The following is a 17,924-nucleotide window of genomic DNA, read 5'->3' as shown; positions in this document are numbered from 1 at the left end:
CATGACCAGCGACACCCCTGCCCCGCACGCGGAGACCACCCTCGCCACCGCACTCGCCGCCGGAGCCGTCGTCCTCGACGGCGGCATGTCGAACCAGCTGGAGTCCGCCGGGCACGACCTCAGCGACGAACTGTGGTCGGCGCGACTCCTGGCGGAACAACCCGAAGCGATCGCCGAGGCGCATCTCGCCTACTTCGCGGCGGGCGCGAACGTGGCGATCACGTCCAGTTACCAGGCCACGTTCGAGGGCTTCGCCAAACGGGGGATCGATCACGAGGAAGCGGCCCGGCTGCTCGGGCTGAGCGTGGAGCTGGCCCGGGACGCGGCTCGGCAGGCCCGGGTTCAGGGAGTGACGCACCCGCTGTGGGTGGCGGCGTCGGTCGGGCCGTACGGCGCGATGCTCGCGGACGGTTCCGAGTACCGGGGCCGTTACGGGCTGAGCGTCGCCGAGCTGGAACGTTTCCACCGGCCGCGTCTGGAGGTCCTGGCCGCCGCGGCGCCTGACGTACTCGCTCTCGAAACGGTTCCCGACGCCGACGAGGCCGAAGCCCTGTTGCGAGTGGTGCGCGGGATCGGCGTGCCCGCCTGGCTGTCGTACTCGATCGACGGTGACCGTACACGGGCCGGGCAGCCGTTGGAGGAGGCGTTCGCGCCGGCCGCCGAGATGGACGAGGTGATCGCGGTCGGCGTGAACTGCTGCGTTCCGGGGGACGTCGACGCCGCCGTGGCGACGGCGGCACGGGTGACCGGCAAGCCGGTCGTCGTGTACCCGAACAGCGGTGAGGCCTGGGACGCCACGGCACGCGCCTGGGTCGGACGCTCCACCTTCGCCCCCGAGCAGGTTTTGGCCTGGCGACAGTCAGGGGCCCGGCTGATCGGAGGCTGCTGCCGGGTCGGCCCGGAGGCGGTCGCCTCCATCGCCCGGACACTGGCCTCCGCTTAGGTCTTCGGTTTTCCCGGCGGCAACCCGTTTCTGCCGGCGTCGCCCCCGCTCGGAAGGGCGGGTGGTGCTGCCCCGGATCCCGAAGAGAAGTGGCGCAGGGAGCGGGAAGTCCGAGAATCTGCGGAAACACTGTGCGACACCGTTCGGGACACGAGGGCCCGTGCAGAGGTGCAGCAACTCGGCACGGCACGGTGACGGCCCTGCACCCATGTCCGCTGTCGCGGTCATGCCCGGCGGTGTTTCGCCGACCGGTTACGACGACATTCCGTTCCCCTCCCGACCCGCTCAGGTATCCCCTCCGTCAGCTTTCCCGCGTCCCCCCGGTGGCCCGGCGCAGTCGGCGCACGGCCGACCTCAGCTCTGTGCCGCGTGCGGTGAAACCGGCCGACGACTGGTCCGCCGTGGGCATCTTGTCGTCGGGCTCCTCAAAGAGGGTGGCTGTGGGCGACGGCGTCGCCCACAGCGCCAGCTCACGGTCGCGCACACCGTGAGCGGTGTACGCCCAGCCGCCGGTCCCGGACGGCTCCGCGTCGGCCCCGGACGGCGCCCGATCGCGTTCCCGCGGTCCGCGAACGCCGTCCGCCTCCCCGAAGATCCGCACCGGATGCGCCGCGTTCCACGCCTCCCACCCGGGATCTCCGGTCGCCGCGAAGCGCGTCCACGCCCCGTGCATCGCGTCGGCGAGTTCCTGGGGGCCTGTGTCCCCGGCGAGTTTCGCGGACTCCGGGGCCTCGCCCGTGTCGAAGACGAAGCCCAGTTCGAGGGCGTGGCAGGCACCGAGGCCGGGCCGGCGCGAGGGCCAGGCGAACTCGTAGACGTATGACCTGCCGGGGCGGGCGTCCGCCAGGCGTCGTAGGGGCAGCCGCAGCAGGCTGTCGGTGACCATCTGACCGACGATCTCGGCGGGACCGGCCTCGGGGTGCAGGGCTCGATAGCCGCGCGGCACCTCGGGCCCGCAGTGACAACGGGCCATCGCGCCGGCGAGGGCGACGGCGCCCAGCCGGTCGACGCGCTCGAGGAGTCCGCCTGGCACCAGCCAGAGCCGGTACTCGTCGCGCGTCCAGCCCAACAGCAGGTCGACGCCGACGGCGACGTCCCCGTCCACCAGTGCCGACAGGGGGTCACGCGGCACGAGATCGCCGTCGACGACGATGCCGAAGGCGGGACCTCCGAGGACCGGGCTGCTGAGTCTGCCGACCTCGGCCTGGGTGCGCAGCAGCAGGGCCCGGTCCACGGCGGCGAAGGCCTCCGCAGTGGCGGGGATCTTCAGCCGGGCGGCCATGCGTCGCACCATACGGCGGACCTTGTCCCGGTCGAGGGCCTCCGGCGGTCCGCTCTGCAGGACGGCGCGCCGGAACAGGCCCTGCGTCTGCGGGGCCGCGATCAGTGCGCCGACGCTGATGGCCCCGGCGGACTGCCCTGCCAGGGTGATCCTGTCGGGGTCGCCGCCGAAAGCCCTGATCGAGCGGTGGACCCATTCCAGCGCGGCCAGCTGGTCACGAAGACCGAGGTTGGCGGGGGCGTCGGGGAAAAGTCCGTAGCCTTCCACACCCAGTCGGTAGTTGATCGATACGAAAACGGTTCCGTTGCGTGCGAAACGGTGCCCGTCGTAGACCGGGATGGCCGAAGAGCCCCTGGTCAGGGCACCTCCGTGCAGCCATACGACGACGGGCAGCCGTGTGCCGGGGCCGGGCTCGGGGGTCCAGACGTTGAGATTGAGGCAGTCGTCGCCCGGCACGACGGGGTCGGACAGATATTTGGCGAAGGCGTCGGAGTACGGCGGTTTCGGCGGCGTCGGGCCGAAGGAGCCGGCGTCGCGCACGCCGTTCCACGGTGCGGGCGGCGCCGGTGGCCTGAACCGGCGGACGCCGAAGGGCGGCGACGCGTAGGGGATGCCCTTGAAGACGGCGACGCCGTGCTCGTATCTGCCGCGCACCACCCCGTACGGAGTGGTGGCGAGGGGACGGACGCCAGGATCGGGGGCACGGGCGGGGTCAGGGCCCTGCCCTGCCGGGCCCGCAGGGTTCGTCCGGTCTGCCGCCATCTGTCACCAGCCCTTCGCCGCGCTCGCGCACCGGGTATGACCAGAGCACCACAACAACGGCCGGTATTCCGCAGCACGAGCCGGTGAGAGCTCCGTTCGGCGTACCCCGGCATGCCTGAGCCGACGGTCATAGCCGCACTCACCGTCGCGGTCGCAGTCGCAGTCGCAGTCGCAGTCGCAGTCGGCCGGGTGATCCCCTGCGGTGCCTGCCTTCCTCGGTGACCGGGGATCGCAGGAGAGAACGTCCGGGTGGCGGTAGCACCGAAGCAAGGGCGTTTCCGAAAGGGCTCAGGGCCTGCGAGCACTCGGAGCGACGTGCAGACCACTGCACTCTGCACCGCAGCAACAGGTAGGAAACGGTTGCTGAATCAGGTTGCCCGGCGGTCGGGATCCTGGTGTGCGCCCAGGCCACAGACAGCCGATACGTCGCCCGGTTGCCGATGAGCGCCTCACCGAGGTGGCGTGCCGCTCCGAAACTCACGGAAACTTTCCCACCCGACGTGCCCCCGTCCTACGGATTGACCGCCCCCGGACGCCAGAACTAGCGTAGAAAACGCTTTCACAAACGTTTCCCCAGCACCTCAGGAGAGTCATGCCCAGCACGCAGCTGCCCAGGGCCGTGTTCGCCATGGATCCGGTGCACCTCCCCCTGCTGTTCCCCGCACCGCTCCTGGACCGACTGCAGCGGACGGCAGACATCGACCCCGGGGTGGTCGTGCGGGACTTCGGCGATGCCGCCGCCGCGTCACTGCTGGCCGAAGCGGACGTCCTGATCACCGGCTGGGGGTGTCCCCGTCTCGATGCGGGCGCGCTGGCCGGAGCCCCCCGGCTGCGCACCGTCCTGCATGCCGCGGGCTCGGTCCGTTCACTGGTCGGCGAGGCCCTGTGGGGTCAAGGGGTCTCGGTGTCCAGCGCGGTGACCGGGAACGCCCTTCCCGTCGCCGAATACACCCTGGCGATGATCCTCCTCGCAGGGAAGGACGCCTTCGCCCACCGTGAGCGCTTCCGTCGCACCCACGCTCACCCGGCACACGAGGAAACCGCCGCCACCGGCAACCTCGGCCGCCGCGTCGGCGTCATCGGAGCCTCCCGTGTGGGACGTCGCCTGCTGGAGCTGCTCCGCCCGTTCGACTTCGACCTTCTCCTGCACGACCCCTACGTGAACGCGGCCGAGGCCGCAGCACTCGGCACGCAGTTGTTCTCCCTGGAGGAACTGCTGCGGCGGAGCGACATCGTCAGCCTGCATGCGCCCGACATTCCGGAGACCCGGCACATGCTCGACCGTGACCGGCTCGCCCTGATCCGCGACGGCGGTGTCCTGATCAACACCTCGCGAGGGGCCCTCGTCGACCATGTCGCCCTCACCGACGAACTGGTCGCGGGGCGCCTTCACGCGGTCCTGGACGTGACCGACCCCGAGCCGCTGCCCGCCGACTCCCCGCTGTACCGATTGCCGAACGCGTTCCTCACGCCGCATATCGCCGGATCGCTCGGCAACGAACTGGAGCGACTCGGCCGGATCGTCGTCGAAGAGCTGGAACGGCTGGCCGAGGGGCTTCCGCTCGCCCACGAGGTTCGCCGCGCAGACCTGGCCAGGGTGGCGTGACAGCTGGGCTTCTTCCCGTTTCCGCACAGTCGTCGCCAGGGGTCCCTGGGGTTATCCACAGGCCCGTCCCCTGTGACGAGCAGTGGGATACGTTTCCCGCACCCACCTGGGGGCCGGGCATCGCTCGTCCGGTGAACAGGCCACGAGGGTCTCCACGACCAGGGCCTCCACTGCGTCCGTCATGGTGCCCACGACGGTAAGGAGCGGCAACGTGAGTCAGAGCAGGACGACCGGGACAGCCGGCCGGGTGACGATAAGGGACGTCGCGCATCGAGCGGGGGTGTCGGTGGCAAGCGTTTCCCGGGTCCTTTCCGGCAACTACCCCGTCTCGAACGACATCCGCAGCCGCGTGATGCAGGTGGTCGGCGACCTGGACTACGTCACCAACGCGCATGCACGATCCCTGGCCGGGGGCGGGACTCCGACGGTGGCGATACTCGTCAACGACATCACCGGCGCGGCGTTCGCCCATGTGGCGAAGGGCGTCGAGGGCGCGGCCGCACTGCGGGGCTGGCTCTCGCTCGTCGGCACGACGGGCGACGATCCCGAACGTGAGCTCGCCCTGGTCAATATGATGCGCCAACAGGGCGTCGCGGCGGTGGTCCTGCTCGGCGGCGCCCACGACCACGACGCGTACCAGTTGCGCATGGCCCGTTTCGCACGGTCCCTGGACGCGGCCGGCTCTCATCTGGTCCTGGTCGGCAGGCCGCCGCTGGAGAGCGACGTCCCGGCGACAACGGTCGGCTACGACAACGAGTCCGGCGCCTACGCCATGGCGAGCCACCTGCTGTCGGCCGGCCACCGGCGCGTCCTAGTCCTGCCGGGCCCCGCCGAACTGACCACGGCGCAGGGCAGATTGCACGGGGCACGGCGGGCCTTCGAGGCCTACGGCGCGCCGTTCGACCCGGGGCTGGTGCGGCACGGCCCGTACGACGACGTGCACGGGTACGCGGCGGTGGAGGCCGCCCTGCACGAGACTCCGGACTTCACCGCTGTCCTCGCCGGTACCGACATCGTCGCCGCAGGGGCCATGCAAGCGGTGCGGGCAGCCGGGCTGCGAGTGCCGGACGACGTGTCGGTCACGGGCTATGACGACACCCCCCTGGCCTCCCGGCTCACGCCCCGACTCACCACGGTGCACGTGCCGTACGAGGAGATGGGCCGGGTCGCCCTGCGCGCGGTGGCCGATCGGCGGGAGGGCTCAGGAGCGTTCGCCCGACGCAAGGGCGGGGAGGTCGAGCACCTGGTACTGGGCACCCACGTCGTCGTACGGGACTCGGTGCGACCGCCGCAACACGGTCGCTGAAACCGTCGCAACGCCGCGTGTCGGCACCGTCCGACACTCGCATCATCGGGCTTCGAGCCCTCTGCAGTTCAGCGTCGCCGAAGCGCAGATGCCCATCCGGGCCTACGGCCCGAAGAATGCGCTCGGAATGATCTCCCGTCCCCAGGTGTCTTCACGCCGCGCTGAGGCACACCTAGGATAGCAAGCGCTTTCTGCTGGGTCGTCTGTTTCGGGATCGGCTCCGAAACGGCGCTGGTCGAACTTTCACTGGCCCACGGGCGGGCCGGAGAGGTGGTTCCCGATGGTGCGCACGGCGGGTGCGAGCACGAGTCCTGGCGTGCCGGCCGGGCCGACCCTGGCGGTCGTCGCCCGTGAGGCCGGGGTGTCGGTGCCGACCGCGTCCAAGGTGGTGAACGGCAGGGAAGACGTCGCTCCGGAGACCCGACGCCGGGTCACCGAGGCGCTCGACAGGCTCGGTTACGTGCGCAGACCGCGCTTCGACGCGGCGAAGCCGGCCAGGCTGATCGACCTCGTCGTCCACTCGCTGGACAGCTCATGGTCGGGCGCGGTGCTGCACGGCGTGGAGGAGGCGGCGCACGACGCGGACCTGGACGTCGTCGTCTCGGCGGCGTTGTCCCGCACTCGCGCCGGCCGTCCGCGGCGCGGCTGGCTCGACAAGCTCACTGTCAGAGGATCCGCCGGAGTCCTGTTCAACCTGGCCGAGTTGACGGGTTCTCAGTACGCCTGGCTGGAGCAGCACCGCATCCCGTTCGTGATGATCGACCCGGTGGTCGAGCCACCGCCCGGGGTGGTCTCCGTCGGCGCGGCGAACTGGCAGGGCGGGGTGACGGCGACCCAGCACCTGCTGGAACTCGGGCACGAGCACATCGCCGTGATCGCCGGGCCGCGCCGCAGGATGTGCAGCAACGCCAGAATCGCCGGCTACCGCTCGGCGCTGACGTCCGCCGGAGTCGCCCACCGCCCCGAGTTGCTTCGCAACGGCGACTTCGACGAGTCCGTCGCCCACCGCCGCATGCACGAACTGCTGAACCTGCCCGTGCCGCCGACGGCCGTCTTCGTCTGTTCCGACCGGATGGCTCTCGGGGTGTACCAGGCGCTGGCCGAACGCGGGTTGCGGGTTCCGTACGACGTCAGCGTGGTCGGTTTCGACGATCTGCCGGAGTCCCGCTGGACGACCCCCGCCCTCACCACCGTTCGACAGCCGCTGGGGGAAATGGCGGCGACAGCACTGCGGTTACTGGTGCGGATGATGGACGGAGAGCATCCGGAGGGAACCCGGACGGAACTGTCCACGCGACTGGTCCCACGAGCGAGTACGGCACCGCCGCCGGACTGACGGACTCGCCCGGCGCGCCGCCCCCGTCCGGCGCCCTCCCGCCCCTCCCGATCCTCGCGCCGCCCCCGCCCGGTGCCCTCGCGCTAATCCCGGTCTTCGCGCCCCCCTCCCCCGCCCCGCAAGTGGCGCGTTCACACGCGCATCCCGGCCCGTACACCGGTCGGCCCGATGCCCGCGTCCGGGCTCCGCCCTCACACCCCCGCGTTCACCCCGTCCCGCAGGTCGCCCTGGGTCCTCGCCGACTCCCGGCTGTGTGCCATGTCTTTGGAGGCGGGGCGGCGATGGGCGATGTTGCCCTCCAACAGGCGGGTGGCAGTCGCCACGCCCACGCCGTTCGCCGCGTCCGACACCGGCAGTCGGCCGTCCGTCCGCTTCAACTCGGCGAGGGCGGAGTGCACGGCCTCGTGGGCTGCGAAAAGACATGGGGTGCTGTAAATGGCGACGTTCACACCGAGGTCGGAGAGCTCGCCCAGGGAGAGCCGGGGCGACTTGCCGCCGGCGATCTGGTTGAACAGCAGCGGCTTGTCCCCGACCACGGCGCGGATCCGGCGGATCCACTCCACACTGCGGACACCGTCGACCAGGACCACGTCCGCGTCCGTGGCCGCCAGGGACGCGGCCCGGTGCAGGATGTCGTCCTCGTCGGTGGCGTCGGTGCGGGCGACCACCACCAGGTCCTGCCGGGTGGCCAGCACCATCTCCAGCTTGGCGAGGTACTCGCGCAACGGCAGCACCTGCTTGCCGTCGGCGTGACCGCACCGGCGCGGCCGTTTCTGGTCCTCCAGGATGACGCCGGATGCTCCGATCCGCTCCAGCCCCTCCACCACGTGGCAGGCGACCTCCGGGTCCACGTAACCGTCGTCGATGTCGACAAGCAGATGGTGGGTCGGAAACGCGCCTCGCAACCGTTGTACGAACGCCATCATGTCCGGCCAGGCGATGAAACCGATGTCCGGCAGTCCGTAGTACGAGGCGGCGAAGCCGAAACCCGAGACGAACATCCCGTCGTAGTGCTGCGCCGCGATCGACGCCGAGTACATGTCGTACACGCCGATCAGCGGAGTCGTTCCCGGGTCGGCGATCCGGTCCCGCAGCTTGGTCCCGTGAGTCAACGTACGGCTCCTCCTGACATCCCATTTCCGGAACGATCTCCGCAAGCCGTTCCGGAAAGGCTTCCGGAACAGATTTCCGAAACACGAGGATGTCCGTGTCGGGCACGAACTCTCTCCTCCGTGCCGTCCTCTCTCACTCCGATGGCGCAAGCGGTTCACCGAAGAAACGTCACTGGAAACTCGCTCCTCGGCACTCGATTCGTCGCGGTCCGGTCCGGTCCGATCCCGAAGTTCGGTCCGGTCCGGTTCGCTTCGGCTGGGAACTCAGTTACGCAGCCCGGCGGCCCACAGGAGGCCGCCTTGCAGGTGTGCCAGGAAGTCGGGGTTCCGGTAGGCCTCGGCCGCGTGGCCGAGCGCGGTGTAGAAGACCCTCCCTCGACCCTGGTCGCGGCACCACACCAGCGGATGGTCGGGGCCCATGCTCCCGCCCTCGTACGACGTCTCGTCGGCGGTGACGAGGACGCGCACCCGCCCGCGTGGGTTGGAGCAAAAGTCGTACCACTCGTCGGTGAAGTCCCAGACGGCCGGCAGAGAACGGGTGGCGGGGTGGTCGTGGTCCTCGACCAGCGCCTTGCCGGGCTGATGGTCGGGATGCCGGGCGAACCGGGTTCCAAGGAGCTCGCCGTAGTACGGCCAGTCGTACTCCGTGCACGCCGCCGCGTGTACCCCGACGAAGCCGCCGCCCGACTCGATGTACCCGCAGAGCCGGTCCCGCCCTCCCGGGGTGAGCACCTCACCGCTGGTGGAGACGAAGACCACGGCCGCGTACCCGTCCAGCGGGGTCTCCAGGGCCGCAGGGTCCTCCGTGTGCGCAACGGTGAACTCACCCATATCGCGTAGCGCGGCGACGGCATCCGGGATCGAGTCATGGCGGTAGCCGGCCGTGCGGCTGTAGACGAGCAGACGGGCGTTCATGACAACGAGCCTAGAGCGGCGGGTATCCGTTTCAGGAGATGGTCCCGGCAGGGTTTCCGCAGGTTGGGGCAGGACAAGCGGCGAGGCGTCGAATCCGTTTCCAGGTCACTTCTCCGCGGCCGAGGAACTCTCAGCGGACGACGAGTTCCCATCCGGTCACCTGGCGCTCACGGAAACAGCGAGGAACGGCATTCTGCGGTCGGCACGTCCAGGAACCGCTTTCTGTGACAGGTCGCCCGGGATCGACGTCCCTGGCCGACCAGCCACAACGTTCGGACGTATCCGTTCGTGCCGTGTCGGTCGTGGCATGGCGTGTCAGTCGTGGGCGTGTCCGTTTCTTTCAAGACCGTTTCGGGAGACCTTGCCTACCGTGGCCTCATGAGTCCACGATTCGATGCCATCGGCCTGGTCGTCTCCGACATGGCCGCCTCCGTCGCCTTCTACCGCCGGCTGGGGTTCGACTTCCCCGAAGGCTCAGAGGAACAGCCGCACGCCGAGGCCGAACTGCCGGGCGGGCTGCGTCTGCTGCTGGACACCGAGAACACGATCCGTTCGTTCCACCCTGGGTGGCGAGCGCCGTCAGGCGGCGGACGGGCCTCGCTCGCGCTGCGTTGTGAGACACCTGGCGAGGTCGACACGGTGTATGCGGACCTGGTGGGCGCCGGGCACCCGGGCGAGCTGAAGCCCTGGGACGCCTTCTGGGGCCAGCGGTACGCCGTCGTGCACGACCCTGACGGCAACGGCGTCGACCTCTTCGCGCCGCTGGGTCAATAGGCTCCGGACGCTCGACGGTCGGTGCCGTGCAGGGCGGCTCGCCGAGCCCGCCCAGCTGGATCAATGTGCCCGTGCGGATGGGCCGCCCGGCGGTTCGGCCGACCGCGACCGATGCGCCGGGTCGACAGGGCCGGTCTGCGGCGTTGGCGTCGGTGGCCGCCGGTGCAGGAGCAAGTCGCCGAGCGTGAAGCCCGTGAACTCCCGCACCTCGCGGGCGAGATGGGCTTGGTCCGCGTAGCCGGTGCGAGCCGCCGTGTCCGCATGCGGCACGCCCTCGCGGGCCAGCGCGAGAGCTCGTTGCAGACGCAGGATCCGGGCCAGTGTCTTGGGTCCGTAGCCGAAGGCGACGAGCGAACGGCGGTGCAGTTGGCGTGCTCCGATGCCGAGTTCGTAGGCTGTCGCAGCGACCGCGCGGCCTGCGGCGAGGAGGGTGACGAGACGGCGCATTTCCGGGTCGGGGGGAGCCGCTCGTTCCAGCGCCAACGATTCCAGCTCCGCCGCAGGTTGGACCGCGGCGGCGACCCGGTCGGTCAGTCGCCGCACCTCGGACGCCGGCCACACATCCGCCAACCCCACGCGTCGGTCGCGCAGTTCGTGGGCCGGTACACCGAGGAGAGCGGGCGCGGCGCCCGGAAAGAAGCGGATGCCCGACCAGGGCACCGGCGGACCGTCGGGCAGGTAGGCCCGGGTGTCCGGGCCCGCGACCAGCAGTCTGCCCTCGCTGTACAGCAGGTCCATGCAGCCGTCGGGCAGCACGGGAAACGCACGGGGCGAGGCCGACGGCGGGTTGGTCCACACCACCGCCCCGTCCAGCCGGGAGGCTCGCTCCTCGTACACGCCGCCAGCCTACGCCGCGGGGAGGGGCGGGTACGTCGCCGTCATCGCCGTCACCCGACCACGCCTCCCCCGTCCCCCGGCTCTCCGAACCGCCCTCGTCCGGGGTCCCTGCAGGGCTGACGCCAAAACCCGCTTGAGGTCGCTGGACAGGGAGAATGCGCTCCCGTAACCCCCATCTGGCGAGCGATCGCGACAATGGTGTCATCCCTGTCGGCAAGTCGGTCGGGTATCGGCGAGGGCGACGCGCCGGCCGGCGAGGTGGGTCATCGGGGTTGGCCGACCAAGTGGGTGAATCGGCGGGCCATGGCCGCCTGGGAGACGCCGCGATCACGGGAAGGTCCGGCAGGCGGCTGAGGAGCGGATGCGACGGTGAAGGCTCCTACGGAGACGACCGGTATCCGGGGGCCCGGGGCCGTCGCTGGACGTGTCATGGCCCCGGGCTGCTGACGTTCCGGGAAACGGTTGCGAAGATCGGCTGCGCGGCCGGGCAGGGCGTGACCTACGCGCAGGTGTCTGTCCGCGCGTCACGACGGCAAGCGTCGACCGGTTCCGGCTCCCGCCGGAGGAAGCTACGTTCCTTAAGAGCTACGGGAGTTACGGGAGCTGTTCGGGTCGCTGCCGGACTGACACGCAACGCCTGCCTTTCGGCGGGCGTACAAGAAGTGCTCGGTCGCGCACCACTCCACTTCGCGGAGTTCCCGAGGAAGGTGGTGGAGACGGGCTTCTGGAAACCGTGACGAATTTCTCCCGGCTCACTGTCCGGGAAACTGTTCCTCACCGTTTCCTCCGGTTCCTCCGACACCGCTGTTTCCGTCGTTGCCGCCGACCCCGCTGCTACCGCCCGGATTCCCACTGTTTCCGTGGCTCACGCTGTTTCCGCGGCTCACGCCGTTTCCGCTGGTAACGATGTTTCCAGTATTCACGCTGTTCCCGGTGCCCGGCCTGTTTCCGCCACTGCCCGCGCAGTCCGCGTCGTTGCTGTCGTTTCCCCTGTTCGCGCCGTTCACCCCGTTCACGCCATTGCCCTTCGCGGCGCTCTTCACATGGCTCCGGAAGCGTCCCGTCACGTCCTCCGGGGGAAGGAAGCGGGACCAGCGCTCGGGGAACTCGGAGGGCATGTCGGGATCGTCCGGGTCGTCGTCCTCGAAGGAGCGGGCCGCGGCCATGCGGGCGACGTACTCCGCCGCCTCCTCCTGGCGCAGCCGTTCGTTGGCGGCGCGGGCGGCGGCGGTCGCGGCTGCCGGCCAGACCCGGTCGATGGCCGCGTTGACGGCGGCCCCCACCAGTACCGCGAACGCGGACACGCCGATCCACAGCAGGACGGCGACGGCCGCGGCGAGGGAGCCGTAGATGGTGGCGCCCTCGATGGTGCTCGTCAGGTAGATGCGCAGCAGGAAACTGCCGAGCACCCACATGGCGAGGGCGACGAGCGCGCCCGGGACGTCTTCGATCCACGGCGATCGGACGGGCACGGAGACGTGGTAGAGCGTGGTCAGGAACGCGATGGACAGGACCATCACGACCGGCCAGTACAGGACCTGCACGACGGTGGTCGACCAGGGGACGACGCGGACCACCGCGTCCGGGCCGGCGACCATCAACGGCAGCGCGACCGAGCCGATCAGCAGGGCTCCGACGAACAGCAGGAAGGCCACCAGCCGGGTCTTGACGATGCCGCGGACGCCGTCGAGGCCGTACATGACGGTGATGGTGTCGATGAAGACGTTCACCGCGCGCGAGCCGGACCACAGGGCGAACAGGAAGCCTATGGAGATGACGTCGGGGCGGCCGCCCGTCATCACGTCGTCGAGGATCGGCTGCGCGATCTGCCGCACGCCCTTGTCGGACAGGACCGTGCGGGAGGCGTCGAGGAGGTTGGCCTCCAGGCTGGTGATGGTGTCGGTGCCGGTCCAGTCGTCGACGTATCCGAGCAGGCCGATGAGGCTGAGGAGCAGCGGAGGGACCGAGAGCAGCGTGAAGAAAGCGGCTTCCGCAGCAAGACCGAGGATGCGGTACTCGATGCAGGAGTTGACGGTGTCCTTCAACAGCAGCCAGGCGGTCCGCCGTTTGGAGACGTTCCGGTATAGGGCACGCGCCCGGTGGAGACGCCCTGCGGGGCTCCCGGGTTGCTCGGATGACTGACTTGCTGGCTGCACGCCCTAAAGGTATCCGCCGTTCGGGGCTGCACTCACCCCCGGCAAGGCCTCTTCACCGGGTCGGGGAGCGGCACGCGGGCCGCTGACGGTCATGACCGCGGTACCCGGGGGTAGGTTCGGGCCATGGCAGGCAGTACGCACACGGTGACCAACCAGCCCCCGCCCCTGACCGGATACGACGTCTACGGCGCAGACCGTGCGCTGGTGGCGGCTGTGGAACGGCACCTGGACCCGGGGCTGCTCGACGAGGCGCGCGGCGAGTTGTCGGCGCTCGGGCGGGCGGCGGGATCCGCGCAGCTGCAGGAGTGGGCGACGCAGGCGGACGTCCATCCTCCGAAACTTCGTGCGTATGACCGTCATGGGCACCGGGTCGACGAGGTCGACTTCCACCCGGCCTGGCATCGGCTGCTCGGCAAGGGTGTCGGGGCCGGGCTGACCGGCGCCTGGGGGCGGCCTGGCGGGCATGTGCGACGGGCGGCGGGGTTCCTGGTGTGGACGCAGGTCGACGCGGGCACCTGCTGTCCGCTGTCGATGACCCACGCGGCGGTGCCCGCGCTGCGCGCCGATACGGCACTGGCCGCCGAGTGGGAGCCCCGGCTGGCGTCCACGATCTACGATCGAGAGCTGCGGCCGGCCGGATCGAAGGCCGGTGCGTTGTTCGGCATGGGGATGACGGAGAAACAGGGTGGCAGTGACGTCCGGGCGATCACGACGGTCGCCGCTCCTCTCGCGGAGGACGGTGCGTACGAGCTGACCGGGCACAAGTGGTTCTGTTCGGCTCCGATGTCGGACGGATTCCTGGTGCTGGCGCGGACGGCGTCCGGCGGGGGCGACGACGGGCTGACGTGCTTCCTCGTTCCGCGCGTTCTCGAAGACGGTTCCAGGAACGTTTTTCGCCTCCAGCGGTTGAAGGACAAGCTGGGCAATCGGTCCAACGCCTCCGCCGAGGTCGAGTTCGACGGGACGTGGGCGCGCCGGGTCGGCGAGGAGGGGCGCGGGGTGCGGACCATCATCGGCATGGTGGCGGCGACCCGGCTGGACTGCGTGCTGGGGTCGGCGGGGCTGATGCGGCAGGCGGTGGCGCAGGCGGTCCACCACTGCTCCCATCGTGCGGCGTTCGGCGGGAAGCTCGTCGACAAGCCCTTGATGCGCAATGTGCTGGCGGATCTGGCGCTGGAGTCGGAGGCTGCGACCACGCTCGCCCTGCGGCTCGCGGCGGCCTGTGACGACGGGGGCGAGCAGGAGCAGGCTTTTCTGCGGATCGCTGTTCCGGCGGCCAAGTACTGGGTGGCCAAGCGCTGTGCTCCGGTGGCGGTGGAGGCGTCCGAATGCCTCGGCGGAAACGGTTACGTGGAGGAGTCGGGGATGCCCCGACTGGTGCGGGAGTCGCCGCTGAACTCGATCTGGGAGGGCGCGGGCAACGTCCAGGCTCTGGACGTGCTGCGCGCGCTGCAGCGGGAGCCGCAGGCGTTGAACGCCTACCTCCACGAGGTGGGCCGGGCGCGGGGGGCCGACCATCGGCTGGACGGCGCGATCAAGGATCTGCTGACCGACCTGGCGGATCTGGAGGGGGTCGAGGGGCGGGCCCGACGGCTGGCGGAGCGGTTCGCTCTGGTGCTCCAGGGGTCGCTGCTGGTGCGGTTCGCGCCGCCGGCCGTTGCGGACGCGTTCTGCGCCTCGCGGCTGGGCGGGGACGGGGGCGCGGCCTTCGGGACGTTGCCGCACAGCCTGGACCTGGCGGCGCTCGTCGAGCGGGCCGCTCCCCGGGTGTGACGTCGGGGCCCGGGAATGGCGGGCGAGAAAATGTGGGAAACAGGAAGCGGGGGTGGTGCTGCGCCGACACGGCACCACCCCCGCCGCAATGGCCCTGCGAGGCCAGGATCGCCGCTCGGGACGGCGTGGCTCAAGTTTCAAACACCGGGTGGATGTTCACCAGGGTTGCAGGGGGTTGCAACTTTCGGTGGTTGTGACCGGAGTGTGTCCCTCCGTCACCGATGGACGGCAAGATGGGATGTCTCAGTAAGACCGGAAACAGTCGGCGCAGGCGCTTGACATCCGGTTCTCGGCTTGTGTCCGGCCCCGGGAGGCCCAGTGGCGATGCCGCCGATGAACGTGCCGCAGCTCGCGGCCGTCGACGCCGCACGGGCGGCGCGGGTGCTCAACGAGGTCCGTGACGCCCGGCTGGCCGGCCAGCGGGTGCGCGTCGCGCCGCGTCCGGTGATCGCGCAGTCGTGGGAGCGCCTGCTGCGCAGTGGCGTCGATCCGGAGCGGGATGTCCGGGCGGGGCTGCTGAGCGCCGACGAGGTCCGGCGGCGGCGTGAGGAGTCGCCGCTGCGCGAGGTGCTGCCGGTGCTGCGGGAGGGGTTGCTGTCGGTCGCGGACGTCGCCCACCACATCATGGTGGTCGCCGACGGGGAGGGCCGGGTGCTGTGGCGCGAGGGCTGCGGCCCGGTGCTGCGCAAGGCCGACGGGCTCGGCTTCGAGCTGGGCGCGGACTGGGGCGAGGCGGTGGTGGGCACCAACGGCGTGGGCACGCCGGCGGTGGTGCGCCGGCCCGTGCAGGTGTTCGCCGCCGAGCATTTCGTGCGTTCGCACGCCGCCTGGACCTGCGCGGGCGCGCCGATCACCGATCCGCGCAACGGCCGCCTGCTGGGCGTCGTCGACGTCAGCGGGCCGCTGGAGACGATGCATCCGGCGACCCTCGCATGGGTCGACTCGGTGGCGAAGCTCGCCGAGTCAGGACTGCGCGAGAAGCATCTCGGTTCGCTGGAGCGGTTGCGTGCGGTGGCGGCTCCGGCGCTGGCCCGGATCGGCGGGCGGGCGGCGGCCGTGGACGGCGAGGGCTGGACGGCCGCGGTGACCGGGATGCCGTACACGAGCCGGATCGCGCTGCCCAAGTCGCCGTCCCCGGGGCGTCGGTGGCTTCCGGCGCTGGGGCTGTGCACTCTCGAGCCGCTGGCGGGGGGTTGGCTGGTGCGGTCGGTGGACGAGGCGGCGGGGCGGCCTTCGAGCGGTCGGAGCCGGATCGTGCTGGACCTGAGCAGATCCCGGCGGTGGTCGGTGACAGTGTCGGGGGACGCGGGCTCGTGGTCCCACGAACTCAGTCCCCGGCATGCGGAACTGCTGTATCTGCTGGCGGCGCAGCGCGGTGGGCGCAGTGCGGCGGAGCTCGCGCGGGACATGTTCGGCGACGCGGAACGCACGGTGACCGTGCGGGCCGAGATGTCCCGGGTACGGCGTTACCTGGGGGGATTTCTGGAACACAGGCCGTATCGTTTCTGCGAGGACGCCGAGGTAGACGTGCTTCTGCCCGCGGACCCCGGGGGGCTGTTGCCCCATTCGACCGCGCCGGCGGTGGTCAGAAACAGAACGTCGTCACCGTAGCAACGGTGATTCATCCGCGTTCTTCCTACAGCGTCTTCCGCATATTTGCGCGGACTTCGTCCTCCGGGGCGGCTGACTGCCGTAGCATCGCCCTACGGGTCACCCCACCTGCTCCTCTGTCAACGTATGGATCATCAGGCGCAGTTGGCCCGCCTCGGGAGGGCGAATGAGACAGCGCGGCCGACACCGCCGGCGCAGGCGCGGCAGGGCACTGCGGGCGTTTCTGTCCGGAACCGCCCTCGCCCTCACCGCTGCCGCCACTGTGATCAGCGCTTCTCAGGCGACGGTCCCCCATGACGGCCCGGGGGAGCTGAAGCCGCTCACCGCCGCGTCCGAGGTCGCCGGGCTGCGGCTGACGGAGAACATGGTGCCGCAGGCCTCCCTGGACCGGCTCGCGGCCGGGATGGGCCGGCCGGTCGGCGTCAGCGCGGTGCTGGAGGGCGCCGACCGCACCCTGCGGGACGCCATCGACTGCTCGCCCGCCGAGCGGCGGGCCCTGCCGGTGGCCCCCACGGCCACGCGCGCGTACTGCTGGAACACCGACGACACGGCAGGCTGGCGTCCCGGCGCGGTCACCACGTCGGGGGACGCGGACGACGACGGCGTGTGGGGCACGAACCGGGTGATCCTCTCCGGCTGGTCGCGCAGCGGCGGAGCCGCGGACCGGGGCCTGGCCCGGGTCGGCTTCGTGAACGCCGCCGATCTCGGCCGCCTCTCCTACACCTGGGCGCTGCTCGCCGTCCCCGTGGACGGCGGCCGGGACTACCGCGGGCTGGTCTCGCACGTCTCCGGCATGGTCTGGTACCAGGACAAGCTGCTGGTCACCGCGGACGACGGGGACCGGTCCGCGCTGTACGTGTACGACATGAACCGCGTCCAGCGCGCCACGGTCGCCGCCGACGCGGTGGGCCGGGTGCCGGGCGGCTGGTCGGCGCACGGATACGGTTTCGTGCTGCCGGCCGTCGGCTCCTACGAGCTGAGCGGCGGCCCGGGCGCGCCGCATCCCTCGACCGTCTCCCTCGACCGCAGCACCGCGCCGGACAGCCTGGTCGCCGGGGAGTGGACGCTCGACGACGGCGACCGCGGCGCCCGTCTGTGGCGCTACCCGTTCAGCACCGCGCCCGGCCACGCGGGTCTGCTCGCCACCGGCCCGAACGGGCGGGTGACGGCGTCCGAGGCCTACACGACGAAGATCACCGGGGTGCGCGGCGTGCTGTCGTACGACGCTCAGTGGTACGTGACCCGCGCGGCCGGCCCTGACGACGAGCACGGGACGCTGTGGCGGCAGAGCTCCGGCGGGACGGACCGTGAGCGCAGGGCCGACGGCGAGGACGGCGGCTCGGGCGCAGCGGTGTGCGGCGCGGCCGGCCGGCACAGCTGCTGGAGCCCGCAGACGGAGTCCCTGTCCTACTGGGCGGCGACCGGCGAGGTCTGGACGCAGTCGGGCCGTGCGCTGTTCGCGATGCCGCTGGCCTCGATCGACAGAACGTCGCGGTGATGGTTCCCTGGCG

Annotated in this window: 12 protein-coding genes and 1 pseudogene; 8 read left to right on the top strand and 5 right to left on the bottom strand. The window is 70.8% G+C overall.

Going from position 1 to position 17,924, the window contains the following annotated elements; all coding sequences use genetic code 11:
* Position 1: 1 nt before the first annotated feature.
* Positions 2-943 carry a homocysteine S-methyltransferase gene (gene mmuM, locus ACH4ZA_RS04745; RefSeq protein ID WP_398428004.1) on the top strand — a complete coding sequence of 314 codons (942 nt, stop codon included), beginning with the start codon at positions 2-4 and terminating at the stop codon, positions 941-943.
* A gap of 301 nt (positions 944-1,244) precedes the next feature.
* Here the strand turns inward: mmuM and ACH4ZA_RS04740 are convergent, their stop codons facing one another.
* Entirely contained in the window at positions 1,245-2,987 is a 1,743-nt protein-coding gene (locus ACH4ZA_RS04740; protein WP_398428003.1) for a carboxylesterase/lipase family protein, read from the bottom strand.
* A 592-nt stretch (positions 2,988-3,579) separates the two neighbouring features.
* Here ACH4ZA_RS04740 and ACH4ZA_RS04735 point away from each other — a divergent pair.
* From ACH4ZA_RS04735 to ACH4ZA_RS04725, 3 genes are all read left to right on the top strand, one after another.
* Positions 3,580-4,593, top strand: coding sequence for a hydroxyacid dehydrogenase (locus ACH4ZA_RS04735; RefSeq protein ID WP_398428002.1), 1,014 nt, complete (start codon positions 3,580-3,582; stop codon positions 4,591-4,593).
* Between the two features lie 181 nt (positions 4,594-4,774).
* Positions 4,775-5,899 carry a LacI family DNA-binding transcriptional regulator gene (locus ACH4ZA_RS04730; RefSeq protein ID WP_398428001.1) on the top strand — a complete coding sequence of 375 codons (1,125 nt, stop codon included), beginning with the start codon at positions 4,775-4,777 and terminating at the stop codon, positions 5,897-5,899.
* A 280-nt stretch (positions 5,900-6,179) separates the two neighbouring features.
* Entirely contained in the window at positions 6,180-7,235 is a 1,056-nt protein-coding gene (locus tag ACH4ZA_RS04725) for a LacI family DNA-binding transcriptional regulator (protein WP_398428000.1), read from the top strand.
* A gap of 191 nt (positions 7,236-7,426) precedes the next feature.
* On the opposite strand, the gene ACH4ZA_RS04720 is transcribed toward ACH4ZA_RS04725, so the two are convergent.
* Both ACH4ZA_RS04720 and ACH4ZA_RS04715 read right to left on the bottom strand, forming a co-directional pair.
* On the bottom strand, positions 7,427-8,347 hold the full coding sequence (locus ACH4ZA_RS04720) for an oxaloacetate decarboxylase (RefSeq protein ID WP_398427999.1): 921 nt from the start codon (positions 8,345-8,347) through the stop codon (positions 7,427-7,429).
* Between the two features lie 264 nt (positions 8,348-8,611).
* A complete protein-coding gene (locus tag ACH4ZA_RS04715; protein WP_398427998.1) occupies positions 8,612-9,262 on the bottom strand; it encodes a ThuA domain-containing protein in 651 nt (216 codons plus the stop codon).
* 378 nt (positions 9,263-9,640) lie between these two features.
* Here ACH4ZA_RS04715 and ACH4ZA_RS04710 point away from each other — a divergent pair, with 378 nt between their 5' ends.
* The gene (locus ACH4ZA_RS04710; RefSeq protein WP_398427997.1) at positions 9,641-10,036 is read left to right on the top strand and encodes a VOC family protein; all 396 of its coding nucleotides are present in this window, start codon (positions 9,641-9,643) and stop codon (positions 10,034-10,036) included.
* A 60-nt stretch (positions 10,037-10,096) separates the two neighbouring features.
* Here the strand turns inward: ACH4ZA_RS04710 and ACH4ZA_RS04705 are convergent, their stop codons facing one another.
* Both ACH4ZA_RS04705 and ACH4ZA_RS04700 read right to left on the bottom strand, forming a co-directional pair.
* Positions 10,097-10,873, bottom strand: coding sequence for a helix-turn-helix domain-containing protein (locus tag ACH4ZA_RS04705; protein WP_398427995.1), 777 nt, complete (start codon positions 10,871-10,873; stop codon positions 10,097-10,099).
* Positions 10,874-11,904: 1,031 nt separating this feature from the next.
* A pseudogene (locus ACH4ZA_RS04700) lies at positions 11,905-13,029 on the bottom strand (YihY/virulence factor BrkB family protein); the annotation flags it as partial.
* A 123-nt stretch (positions 13,030-13,152) separates the two neighbouring features.
* Between ACH4ZA_RS04700 and ACH4ZA_RS04695 the strand changes: the two are divergent.
* The 3 genes from ACH4ZA_RS04695 (at position 13,153) to ACH4ZA_RS04685 (ending at position 17,911) form a co-directional block, all read left to right on the top strand.
* Entirely contained in the window at positions 13,153-14,802 is a 1,650-nt protein-coding gene (locus ACH4ZA_RS04695; protein WP_398427993.1) for an acyl-CoA dehydrogenase family protein, read from the top strand.
* A 333-nt stretch (positions 14,803-15,135) separates the two neighbouring features.
* Entirely contained in the window at positions 15,136-16,413 is a 1,278-nt protein-coding gene (locus tag ACH4ZA_RS04690; RefSeq protein WP_398428241.1) for a GAF domain-containing protein, read from the top strand.
* 166 nt (positions 16,414-16,579) lie between these two features.
* On the top strand, positions 16,580-17,911 hold the full coding sequence (locus ACH4ZA_RS04685) for a hypothetical protein (protein WP_398427991.1): 1,332 nt from the start codon (positions 16,580-16,582) through the stop codon (positions 17,909-17,911).
* The last annotated feature ends 13 nt before the right edge of the window (positions 17,912-17,924 follow it).

The organism is Streptomyces sp. NPDC020597, assembly GCF_044335095.1.
In the GTDB taxonomy this organism is placed as follows: domain Bacteria; phylum Actinomycetota; class Actinomycetes; order Streptomycetales; family Streptomycetaceae; genus Streptomyces.
This window is presented reverse-complemented; position numbering and strand designations above follow the sequence as displayed.

What these genes read in the sequence shown, in the direction of transcription:
- mmuM (WP_398428004.1), top strand. Translation starts at nt 2, where the DNA reads ATGACCAGCGACACCCCTGCCCCGCACGCGGAGACCACCCTCGCCACC.
- ACH4ZA_RS04740 (WP_398428003.1), bottom strand. Translation starts at nt 2,987, where the DNA reads ATGGCGGCAGACCGGACGAACCCTGCGGGCCCGGCAGGGCAGGGCCCT.
- ACH4ZA_RS04735 (WP_398428002.1), top strand. Translation starts at nt 3,580, where the DNA reads ATGCCCAGCACGCAGCTGCCCAGGGCCGTGTTCGCCATGGATCCGGTG.
- ACH4ZA_RS04730 (WP_398428001.1), top strand. Translation starts at nt 4,775, where the DNA reads ATGGTGCCCACGACGGTAAGGAGCGGCAACGTGAGTCAGAGCAGGACG.
- ACH4ZA_RS04725 (WP_398428000.1), top strand. Translation starts at nt 6,180, where the DNA reads ATGGTGCGCACGGCGGGTGCGAGCACGAGTCCTGGCGTGCCGGCCGGG.
- ACH4ZA_RS04715 (WP_398427998.1), bottom strand. Translation starts at nt 9,262, where the DNA reads ATGAACGCCCGTCTGCTCGTCTACAGCCGCACGGCCGGCTACCGCCAT.
- ACH4ZA_RS04710 (WP_398427997.1), top strand. Translation starts at nt 9,641, where the DNA reads ATGAGTCCACGATTCGATGCCATCGGCCTGGTCGTCTCCGACATGGCC.
- ACH4ZA_RS04695 (WP_398427993.1), top strand. Translation starts at nt 13,153, where the DNA reads ATGGCAGGCAGTACGCACACGGTGACCAACCAGCCCCCGCCCCTGACC.
- ACH4ZA_RS04690 (WP_398428241.1), top strand. Translation starts at nt 15,136, where the DNA reads ATGAACGTGCCGCAGCTCGCGGCCGTCGACGCCGCACGGGCGGCGCGG.
- ACH4ZA_RS04685 (WP_398427991.1), top strand. Translation starts at nt 16,580, where the DNA reads ATGAGACAGCGCGGCCGACACCGCCGGCGCAGGCGCGGCAGGGCACTG.